The sequence below is a fragment of the Methylibium sp. T29-B genome, from assembly GCF_000576225.1.
In the GTDB taxonomy this organism is placed as follows: domain Bacteria; phylum Pseudomonadota; class Gammaproteobacteria; order Burkholderiales; family Burkholderiaceae_C; genus Methylibium; species Methylibium petroleiphilum.
In genome coordinates this window covers 1-9,750 of record NZ_AZSN01000135.1, presented here as the reverse complement: position 1 = coordinate 9,750, position 9,750 = coordinate 1, and the positions used below count along the sequence as shown (strand labels likewise).

Annotated in this window: 13 protein-coding genes and 2 pseudogenes; 11 read left to right on the top strand and 4 right to left on the bottom strand. The window is 68.5% G+C overall.

What is annotated here, in order from left to right; all coding sequences use genetic code 11:
* Nucleotides 1-214 precede the first annotated feature (214 nt).
* From fliL to Y694_RS16960, 8 genes and pseudogenes are all read left to right on the top strand, one after another.
* The gene (gene fliL / locus Y694_RS16995) at nt 215-847 is read left to right on the top strand and encodes a flagellar basal body-associated protein FliL (protein WP_036234667.1); all 633 of its coding nucleotides are present in this window, start codon (nt 215-217) and stop codon (nt 845-847) included.
* Between the two features lie 184 nt (nt 848-1,031).
* A pseudogene (fliM, locus tag Y694_RS16990) lies at nt 1,032-2,032 on the top strand (flagellar motor switch protein FliM); the annotation flags it as partial.
* Between the two features lie 27 nt (nt 2,033-2,059).
* Nucleotides 2,060-2,452: a flagellar motor switch protein FliN gene (gene fliN, locus Y694_RS26830; RefSeq protein WP_051495854.1), complete on the top strand. Its 393-nt coding sequence runs from the start codon at nt 2,060-2,062 to the stop codon at nt 2,450-2,452.
* Nucleotides 2,453-2,477: 25 nt separating this feature from the next.
* On the top strand, nt 2,478-2,825 hold the full coding sequence (locus Y694_RS16980; protein WP_231497737.1) for a flagellar biosynthetic protein FliO: 348 nt from the start codon (nt 2,478-2,480) through the stop codon (nt 2,823-2,825).
* A gap of 106 nt (nt 2,826-2,931) precedes the next feature.
* Nucleotides 2,932-3,696 carry a flagellar type III secretion system pore protein FliP gene (gene fliP / locus Y694_RS16975; RefSeq protein WP_051495853.1) on the top strand — a complete coding sequence of 255 codons (765 nt, stop codon included), beginning with the start codon at nt 2,932-2,934 and terminating at the stop codon, nt 3,694-3,696.
* A 10-nt stretch (nt 3,697-3,706) separates the two neighbouring features.
* Nucleotides 3,707-3,976, top strand: coding sequence for a flagellar biosynthesis protein FliQ (gene fliQ, locus Y694_RS16970; RefSeq protein WP_036234665.1), 270 nt, complete (start codon nt 3,707-3,709; stop codon nt 3,974-3,976).
* 42 nt (nt 3,977-4,018) lie between these two features.
* Nucleotides 4,019-4,789, top strand: a complete 771-nt coding sequence (gene fliR, locus Y694_RS16965; RefSeq protein WP_036234662.1) for a flagellar biosynthetic protein FliR — start codon at nt 4,019-4,021, stop codon at nt 4,787-4,789.
* A 117-nt stretch (nt 4,790-4,906) separates the two neighbouring features.
* Complete coding sequence (locus Y694_RS16960) at nt 4,907-5,533, top strand: M48 family metalloprotease (RefSeq protein WP_036234659.1); 627 nt, start codon at nt 4,907-4,909, stop codon at nt 5,531-5,533.
* Nucleotides 5,534-5,543: 10 nt separating this feature from the next.
* Here the strand turns inward: Y694_RS16960 and Y694_RS16955 are convergent, their stop codons facing one another.
* From Y694_RS16955 to Y694_RS16940, 4 genes are all read right to left on the bottom strand, one after another.
* Nucleotides 5,544-5,969, bottom strand: coding sequence for a GFA family protein (locus Y694_RS16955; protein WP_036234656.1), 426 nt, complete (start codon nt 5,967-5,969; stop codon nt 5,544-5,546).
* A 6-nt stretch (nt 5,970-5,975) separates the two neighbouring features.
* On the bottom strand, nt 5,976-6,227 hold the full coding sequence (locus Y694_RS16950) for a DUF1272 domain-containing protein (protein WP_011828180.1): 252 nt from the start codon (nt 6,225-6,227) through the stop codon (nt 5,976-5,978).
* Nucleotides 6,228-6,294: 67 nt separating this feature from the next.
* Nucleotides 6,295-6,927 carry a response regulator transcription factor gene (locus Y694_RS16945; RefSeq protein WP_011828181.1) on the bottom strand — a complete coding sequence of 211 codons (633 nt, stop codon included), beginning with the start codon at nt 6,925-6,927 and terminating at the stop codon, nt 6,295-6,297.
* An 85-nt stretch (nt 6,928-7,012) separates the two neighbouring features.
* The gene (locus tag Y694_RS16940) at nt 7,013-8,197 is read right to left on the bottom strand and encodes a sensor histidine kinase (RefSeq protein WP_051495852.1); all 1,185 of its coding nucleotides are present in this window, start codon (nt 8,195-8,197) and stop codon (nt 7,013-7,015) included.
* 173 nt (nt 8,198-8,370) lie between these two features.
* Between Y694_RS16940 and Y694_RS16935 the strand changes: the two are divergent.
* The 3 genes and pseudogenes from Y694_RS16935 to Y694_RS16925 all read left to right on the top strand — a co-directional run.
* Nucleotides 8,371-8,801, top strand: a pseudogene (locus Y694_RS16935) (hypothetical protein).
* 68 nt (nt 8,802-8,869) lie between these two features.
* A complete protein-coding gene (locus Y694_RS16930) occupies nt 8,870-9,232 on the top strand; it encodes a response regulator (RefSeq protein ID WP_011828184.1) in 363 nt (120 codons plus the stop codon).
* 31 nt (nt 9,233-9,263) lie between these two features.
* A partial coding sequence (locus Y694_RS16925; RefSeq protein ID WP_036234652.1) for an Hpt domain-containing protein occupies nt 9,264-9,750 on the top strand: 487 nt, incomplete at its 3' end.

The following is a 9,750-nucleotide window of genomic DNA, read 5'->3' as shown; positions in this document are numbered from 1 at the left end:
GCCCGGCGGGCGCGCGCCCACCCGCGGCCCGCGGCCTGCTCGACCTCTACGCCTAGCACGCGGCGCACGCCGCGGCGGTGGCAGGGGGCGGCGGTAAGCGCCGGTTTCGCCCCCCTTATCGCGGCTTCGCCGTGAGGGCCGGCTCGAATAATCCTTTCCATTCCCTGCGTGCGGCGGCGTCTGCTCCGTGCGCGTTCATGGCAAGGAGTTCCCGATGTCTGCAGCCGCGGCCGATGCCGTCGAAGTGCCGAAGAAGGCCAAGAAGGGCCTGCCGAAGAAGCTCGTCATGATCCTGGCGATCGTGGCGCTGCTCGTGGCAGCCGGGGGTGGCGCCGCGGTCTACCTGCTGAAGAAGAAGGCCGCCGAGGCCGCTGCGGCCGCCGAGGAAGGCGACGATGCGGAAGAAGTGGCGCACGATGCCGGCAAGAAGGACCACAAGGCGCCACCCAATTTCCTGCCGCTCGAGCCCTTCGTCGTGAACCTAGCCGATCGCGACCAGGAGCGCTTCGCGCAGATCGGCGTCACGCTGCAGGTCGACGACCCCAAGGTGGCCGAGGAACTCAAGCTCTACATGCCGGCCATCCGCAACGGCGTGCTGATGATCCTGTCGCACAAGACCTCGGGCGAGCTGCTCGAGCGTGCTGGCAAGGAAAAGCTGGCGGCCGAGATCATGCGCGAGTCGGTGCGGCCCCTGGGCATCGAGATCGAGATCGACGACGCGCCGGCGCATGACGCGGCGGCCGACACCGATGCCGAAGAAAAGCCGGTCAAGAAGAAGCGCAAGAAGGCCCCGGCCGTGCACAACCCGGTCGAGCACGTGCATTTCTCCAGCTTCATCATCCAATGACGTACCCCCCCGTTGCGGTTTCGCCGCTCCCCCCCGGGGGGGCGACGCTGGCGGATCGGCAAAGCCGGGTCCGCGGCGTCCGCTCGCGTCGTGCCGTGCCTGCGGGCCGAGCGCCGGGCCGCTCCCAAGCCGGCCCGCGTCCCCTCGGGGGACCGGCTGACGTCCTCGTCGGACGAGGGGCACCATGAATCAGCAGATCCTGTCGCAGGACGAGGTGGATGCGCTGTTGCAGGGCATCACCGGCGAGAGCCAGAAGCTCGAGACCGAGGAGGTCGAGCAGGGCGGCGTGCGCGACTACAACCTGGCGAGCCAGGAGCGCATCGTGCGTGGGCGCATGCCCACGATGGAGATCATCAACGAGCGCTTCTCCCGCAACATCCGCATCGGCCTGTTCAATTTCATCCGGCGCACGCCGGAGGTGGCGGTCGGCACGATCAAGGTGCAGAAGTACAGCGCCTTCCTGCGCGAGATCGTGGTGCCGACCAACTTCAACATCATGGCGGTGCGACCGCTGCGCGGCAGCGGGCTGATCGTCTGCGATCCGACGCTGGTGTTCGCGGTGATCGACGCGCTGTTCGGCGGGGCCGGCAAGTTCCACACCCGCATCGAGGGGCGTGATTTTCGCCGACCGAGCTGCGCGTGATCTCGCGCCTGGTCGAGGTGATCTCGGCCGAGTACAAGAAGGCCTGGGCCGGTGTCTACCCGGTCGAGCTGGAGTACCAGCGTTCGGAGATGCAGCCGCAGTTCGCGACCATCGCCGCGCCGAGCGAGATCGTCGTGACCACCTCATTCACCGTCGAGATCGGCGACACCAGCGGCACCATCCATTTCTGCATTCCGTACGCCACGCTGGAGCCGATCCGCGACACGCTGTACTCCACCGTGCAGGGGGATGCCAACGAGCCCGACCGCCGCTGGGTCAAGCTGCTGACGCAGCAGATCCAGGCCGCCGAGGTCGACCTGGTGGCCGAGCTGGCGCAGGCGCCGGCCACGGTCGAGCAGTTGCTCGCGCTGAAGCCGGGCGACTTCATCGAGCTCGACCTGGACCAGGTGGTCCACGCCAAGGTGGACGGCGTGCCGGTGTTCGACTGCCACTACGGCACGAGCAACGGCAAGTACGCCATCAAGATCGATCAACTGCTGACGAACCAGGGCCCGTCCTGGCTGGGAGAACACCATGCTGATGCCGCACCGAACGACGAACAGGACGCGATGGCCGCCGAGTGGGCCGCCGCGCTCGAGCAACAGTCGCCCGGCAGCGAGGTCGTCACGACGGCCGAGCAGGTGGCGCCGGCGTCGTTCGCCAACTTCGCGCCCACCCCGGGAGGCGGCGCGGGCAACGACATCAACATGATCCTCGACATCCCGGTGCAGCTCACCGTGGAGCTGGGCCGCACACGCATCCCGATCAAGCACATCCTGCAGCTGGCGCAGGGCTCGGTGGTCGAGCTCGACGCGCTGGCCGGCGAGCCGATGGACGTGCTGGTCAACGGCTACCTGATCGCCCAGGGCGAGGTGGTGGTGGTGAACGACAAGTTCGGCATCCGCCTGACCGACATCGTGACGCCCAGCGAGCGCATGCGCCGGCTGAGCCGCGGCGGCTGATCCGGCCCTCCGGAAAGCGCGCGACATGATGTCCGGTTCCCTGGGCTTCGGCCTGTTGTGGTTCGTCGTCATCGTGGCGGCCATCCCGCTGGCGCTGTGGCTGCTCAAGCGCACGCCCTACGGCGCAGCGATGAGCCAGGCGAACGCTCTGACGCGCACCGTCGGCAGCATGGCGCTCGGTCCGCACCAGCGCATCGTGACCGTCGAGGTCGGCCAGGGCGAGGAGCGCCGCTGGCTGGTGCTGGGCGTCACGCCGCAGTCCATCACCGCGTTGCACACCTTGTCGCCGCAGGCTGACATGGCCGCGAATGCTGCCGCCCCCGAGGCGCCGTTCGCCGCATTGCTGAAGAAGGTTCGCGATGCAAGGAACTGACCATCTCCGCTGCGACAGCGCCGCTCTCCCTCGAGGGAGCGACGCTGGCGGACCGGCGGAGCCGGATCCGCGGCGTCTGCTCGCGGGCATCGGTGCCGCTTCCTTCTTGTGGCGTCACAGGCGCGTCGCGCTGATCGCCGCCGTATCGGTGTTGTCGGCACTTCCTGCAGCGGCTTTAGCGCAGGCGGCGGGCGGCAACGCGAACCTGCCGCTGATCGTCGGACAGGGCGCGGGCGGCACCAGCTACTCGGTGCCGATCCAGACCCTGCTGTTCTTCACCGCGCTGAGCTTCCTGCCGGCCGTGCTGCTGATGATGACCGGCTTCACCCGCATCGTCATCGTGCTGAGCCTGCTGCGCCAGGCGCTGGGCACGCAGTCGGTGCCGCCCAACCAGGTGCTGATCGGCCTGTCGCTGTTCCTGACGCTGTTCGTCATGGGGCCGACCATCGACAAGGTCTACAACGATGCCTACAAGCCCTTCGCGGCCAACCAGATCGCCTTCGACGAGGCGCTGGCCCGCGGCGAGGCGCCGATGCGGTCCTTCATGCTGAAGCAGACGCGCCAGAGCGACCTGATGCTGTTCGCCCGGCTCGCCAAGCTCGACCCGGCGGTGAAGGGCGAGGACGCGCCGTTCCGCGTGCTGGTGCCGGCCTTCGTGACCAGCGAGCTCAAGAGCGCCTTTCAGATCGGCTTCCTGATCTTCATTCCCTTCCTGATCATCGACATGATCGTCGCCAGCGTGCTGATGAGCCTGGGCATGATGATGCTCAGCCCGGTGCTGGTGGCACTGCCCTTCAAGCTGATGCTGTTCGTGCTGGCCGACGGCTGGAACCTGCTGCTCGGCTCGCTCGCTGCCTCCTTCGCCACCTGACCCCACCGCCATGGATGCCCAACAAGTCTTCACCTTCGGCCAGCAGGGTCTGGTCCTGCTGCTGATGATCAGCGCGCCGATGCTGCTGACCATCCTGGTGGTCGGCCTGCTGATCAGCGTGTTCCAGGCCGCCACCCAGATCAACGAGTCGACGCTGAGCTTCGTGCCCAAGCTGATCGCCGCGGTTGCGGTACTCGCGATCGCCGGGCCCTGGATGCTCACCACGATCGTCGAGTACCTGCAGCGCACGCTGCAGGCGATCCCGACCGTCGTCGGCTAGCCGCTTCAGCGGCCGGCGGATGCCGCCCCCGACGAACCGACCATGTTCACCTTCGACGAGGCCCAGCTCACCGCCTGGCTGAGCCCGATGGTCTGGCCCTTCCTGCGAGTGCTGGCGCTGTTCGTCAGTGCCCCGGTGCTGAGCATGCGCAGCGTGCCGGTGCGGGTGAAGGTGGCGCTGGCCTTCTTCATCACCGTCGCGGCCCAGGCTTCGCTGCCGCCGATGCCGGTGATCGCGCTCGACAGCGCGCAGGCCTTCGAGGCGGTGATCCAGCAGCTGGTGATCGGGCTGGCCCTCGGCTTCTCGGCGCGCATCGTCATGGCCGGCATCGAGTTCGCCGGCGAGATGATCGGCCTGCAGATGGGCCTGAACTTCGCGTCCTTCTTCGATCCCATCAGCGCCTCGCAATCCACCGCGGTCAGCCGCTTCTTCGGCACCAGCGCGGCCTGGCTGTTCGTCGTGATGAACGGTCACCTGCTGCTGACCGCGGCCGTGATCCAGAGCTTCCATGCTTTCCCGGTGGCCGCGCCCGAGGCCGCCCCGCTGTCCTTCCTGTCGGCCCTGCAACCGCAGCTCTGGGGCGCGGAGGTGTTCCGCCTCGGGCTGTGGATCGCGCTGCCGATCATCACGATGCTGCTGTTCATGAACCTCGTGCTGGGGCTGATCTCGCGCGTGGCCTCGCAGATCAACATCTTCGCGATCGGCTTCCCGATCACGCTCGGCGTCGGCCTGATCGGCATCACGCTGACCCTCCCCTTCATGGAACAGCCGTTCACGATGGCGCTGGAGCGGATGCTGGCGCAGTTCCAGTAGCGGCCAGACGGCCGGGATCGGCAGGAGCGCACGGACCTCGCCCCGTATTGTGCGAATCTGGTACGGCGATTGCATGGAATCTAGGGTCAACCCTGATATTGACGTGCGGAGGTTCTGATGCGCGCCATCCTGTTGTCCCTGCTTGCTTCGTTTGCAGCACCAGCATGGTGCGAAGACGACATCCTTGCCGTGCTGCAGCGTTCACAGCAGATGCAGCTCGACGCGCTGACCGAGGCCCAGGTCGACGAAGCCGACCCTGCCGTGCAGGTGGTTCGCCGCAGCTTCCAGCGGGTCCTGGACGCGGCGGACATGCCCGGTGACGTCCGCTTGCTGGTCGTGCGGGGGCCGTTGCTCGCGGTGTGCCTGATGGGGCGCGTGGTCGCCGCGAACGTGTCGCTCGCCGACATGAGCGAGAGCGAGCGCAGCTTCGTGCTGGCCCACGAGCTCGGCCACGTGATGCATCGCCACTGGGCTCAGCTCGGACAACTCTACAAGCGACACATCCCCGGGGAGGTGGTGCAGGCGCACACCGACGCCATCGCCGGCGTGCTGGGCCGTGAGGCCTCGCAGCTGTCGCACGAGCACGAATACGAGGCCGATGCCTTCGCGATGCGGCTGATCCGGCATCTGGGCGAGCCCGAGGACACGCCGCTGGTCCTGTTCCAGCACCTGCCGATGATCAAGGCCACCGCCACCCACCCGGGCACCCAGCAGCGCGTGGTGCACCTGCGCACCCTGCAGTAGGGCCGGACGGTCAGCGGCCCGGTTCGATGCCCGGGTATTGCGGCAGCGCGTCGTCGATCGTCCACCACGCCGCCTTCGACGCCACGTGGATGTGCGCGGCGGGCCGCTGGTCGAAGGGATCGTCGAGGCTGCCCACGCGCAGCCGCAGCACCGCGGGCCGGTCGTCGCGGCGGCTGTGGATCGGCGAGCCGCAATCGCCGCAGAAGCTGCGCCACTTGCCCGGTGAGGACTGAAAGCCGCGCAGCCGATCGACCCCGCGCACCAGCCGGAAAGCTTCCACGGCCACCGGGGCCACCGTGGCGAAAGCCGAGCCCTGCGCCTTGCGGCACTGGCCGCAATGGCAGAGCACGATCGGCCCGGGCGCCCGGTCGAGTTCGTAGCGCACCGCGCCGCACAGGCAACCGCCGCTCAGGCGCACGCTGGCTTCGGCCTGCATCGGCGTTCAGGCGCCGGACGGCGCGCAGCCCGCGGGCTTGAACACCCGTTCGGTCGAGGCCGGGTGGCGCGCCAGCGCCGCGGCCGGCCGGCGAGGGCGGGCCAGCAACTCGCCACCGCAGTTGGGGCAGCGGCCCTGCAGCCGGGTGTCGGCGCAATCGGCGCAGAACGTGCATTCGAAGCTGCAGATCCGCGCGTCGGCCGCTTCGGGCGGCAGATCGGCATTGCAGCATTCGCAGTTGGGGCGCAGGCTCAGCATCGCGGCTCTCCCGGGGCGTTGCACAAGATGAATGGAGACGGGGGTCAGGCTCGGTCGCGGCCGAGCCTCATACCAGGCCGTTTCGGATGGCGTAGACCGTGAGCTCGGAGTTGTTGGTCAGGGCCAGCTTCTCCAGCACGCGGGCGCGGTAGACGCTGACGGTCTTCGGGCTCAGCGTCAGTTCGGCGGCGATGTCCGACAGCCGCTTGCCCGACGCGATCAGCACCAGCGTCTGCAGCTCGCGGTCCGACAGCTTCTCGTGGGCGATCTCGGTGGCCGGCTGGCTCAGGCTCTCGGCCAGCATCTGCGCGATCTCGGGCGTGATGTACTTGCGGCCCTTGGCCACCATCCGCACCGCCTCGACGATGAGCTGGGTGTCGCTGCCCTTGTTGACGTAGCCGTAGGCGCCGGCGCGCAGCGCGCGGATCGCATACTGGTCCTCGGGGTACATCGACACCACCAGCACGCGCAGCGCCGAGCCTTCCTCCTTCAGCACGTGCAGCACGTCGAGGCCGCTGCGACCCGGCAGGTTGATGTCGAGCACCAGCACGTCGCAGTCGGTGTCACGAAGCAGGCTGCGCAGCTCGCCGTAGTCGCCCGCCTCGCCCACGACCTCGATGTCGGGCGCATCCGACAGCGTGTCGCGGATGCCGCGCCGGATCAGTGCGTGGTCGTCGCAGAGGATGACGCGGACGGTCATGACGGCGCTGCGAGGGAGGATGACTGCATGCTTCCACTCTACCGCGGTCACGGCCCGTCGGGCCAGCCCATCGCAGGGGCCGCCTTCACCGCAGCATGTCCCAGGAGGTCGGGTCGTCCGGGTCGTCCTGCAGGCCGTCGAACTCGCCGTGCCCGGTATCTCCGCCGGCCTCGAGCGGCACCGACAGGATGATGGTGGTGCCGCCCGGTCCGCTGGAGAGGTCGACCCAGCCGCCGACCTGTGCCGCGCGTTCACGCAATCCGCGGATGCCGAAGGAGCGGGCCTTGGCGAGGTCCTCCTGGATCAGGCCGCGGCCGTTGTCGCTGACCTCGAGCGACAGCACGCGGCCGGCGACCGTGAGATCGACTTCCACGCGGGTCGCGTAGGCGTGCTTGCTGATGTTGGTGAGGGCCTCCTGCGCGGTGCGGTAGGCGGCCAGCGGGACGCCCGCCGGCAGCGGCGGCAACTCGTCGCGGCTGGTGCGGAACACCGTCACCACGCCATTGCGCTTCTCGAAGCGCTGGGTCATCCACTGCAGCGCCGCGATCAGGCCTTGTTCCAGGATGGCCGGGCGCAGGTTGTGCATGATGCGCTGGCTCGACTCGATCGCCAGCGTCACGGTCTCCAGTGCGCCCTGCGCGCGCTGCGCCACCGCCGGGTCTCGGGCGTGCCGCTCGATCCACGCCAGGTCGAACTTCAGCGCGGTCAGCGACCCGCCCACGTCGTCGTGGATCTCGCGGGCGATCGCCGTGCGCTCGGCCTCGATGTTTGCCTGCAGGTGCTGGGCCAGTTCGCGCAGGCGCTGCTCGCTCTGGCCCAGGGCCAGGTCGGCTTCCTGCTTGGCACGCAGCGCCTCGGTGCCTTCGATCGCGTGCAGCAGGGCCGGCACCAGCCGCGCCAGGTTTTCCTTCAGCAGGTAGTCGTTGGCGCCGGTCAGCATGGCCTGCACCGCCACCTGCTCGCCGATCTCGCCCGAGACCAGGATGAAGGGCAGCAGCAGCCGGCTGTCGCGCAGGATCTCCAGGGCGCGCAGGCCCGAGAAGCCCGGCAGGTTGTAGTCGCTGACCACCACGTCCCAGGGTTCGGCCAGCGCGGCCCGGTACCCGGCCTCGGATTCGACGCGCAGCGCGTCGGGATCGATGCCGCCACGCCGCAGGTGGGCCAGCATCAATTCGTGATCGAGTTCCGAATCCTCCAGGTGCAGCACCCGCAGCCGCAGCGGCACGGTGGACAGGGCGGGGGGTAAAGGGGACAGATCGGGTGCCGGCATGGGTGGAAGGGTCGAACTGGCGGTCGTTTGGCCCCGTGATCTTGACACCGCGGAACGGAGGGCTGGCGAAGAATTGTGCCAAGCCGCACCCGACCGGAGGCAGCGCGCCCCGAGCGCGTGAGGACGGGCGCACGCCCGCAGCGTTCGCGCTGCGCCCATTTGCGAAGACAACGATGCCACAAGCCCAGATCTCCGCCGAACCGGCGCTGCCGCTGCTGCTGGCTGCGGACCTGCAGGACCATCTGATGATGGCCAGCAACGATCTCGACCGCCTGCAGCGCCTGCTCGCCGACACCTGCGATGCGCTGATGCAGCGCTTCCACGGCGCTGTCGGCCAGCTGGACGGAGGCGACGCGATCGATGCCGGCACCGTCCGCGACGTGCGCCGCCTGCTCGGAGAAGCCGTCACGGCCCTGCAGTTCCAGGACATGGCCTCGCAGCTGATCGCCCACACCCACCAGCGCCTGCGCAACTGCGCCGACCAGCTGGCGCGCGATGCGTTCGGCGCAGACGCCGACGGCGAGGCGGTGATCGCCCCCCGCCGCTGCGTCCGAATCCCGTGACGCAGGACGAAATGGACGCCGGCACCGTCGAGCTGTTCTAGCGCGGTGTCGCCGCACTCAAGTAGTTCCTCCAGCAACCGATAAGTCACCGAGAAATCCGGAGAGCGCAATGCATTCAATCCTGGCCGTGGACGATTCCGCATCGATGCGGCAGATGGTGTCCTTCACCCTCAAGAGCGCTGGTTACGACGTCACCGAGGCCGTCGACGGCCAGGACGCGTACGACAAGGCCGCGCAGCGCCAGTTCGACCTGGTGCTCACCGACCAGAACATGCCCCAGCTCGATGGCATCGGCCTGACCAAGAAGCTGCGCGAGCACCCGAGCTTCAAGGCCACGCCCATCCTGATCCTGACCACCGAGTCCAGCGACCAGATGAAACAGGCCGGCCGGGCTGCCGGTGCGACCGGATGGATGGTCAAGCCCTTCGACCCGGCCAAGCTGCTCGAGGTGATCAAGAAGGTCATTCGCTGAGCCCCGTCAAGACGAGACACGAGGAATCGACATGGGCGACACGAACACGGCCAGTGCCAACCAGGGCGCCGGCATCGACCTGAGCCAGTTCTACCAGGTCTTCTTCGAGGAAGCCGGCGAGAACCTCGATCGCATGGAGCAACAGCTGCTCGCGATCGACGTGGCCGCGGCCGACGACGAGGAACTCAACGCCATCTTCCGCTGCGCCCACTCCATCAAGGGCGGCGCGGCGACCTTTGGCTTCGCCGACGTGGCCGAGCTGACGCACCAGATGGAGACGTTGCTCGACAAGCTGCGCCGCCACGAGCTGCAGCCGACCGCAGCGATGGTCGACGTGCTGCTGCAGTCCGGCGATGCGCTGCGCTCGCAGCTGGCGCGCCACCAGGGTGCGGGCGGTGAAGTGCTCGACACCTCGGAGCTGCTGACCAGCATCCGCGCCTTCGTGGGGGGCCAGGCCCCGGTGCCGGCTGCCAAGGCCGCGCCGGCCGCCGTCGTGGCGGCACCGGCACCGGCACCGG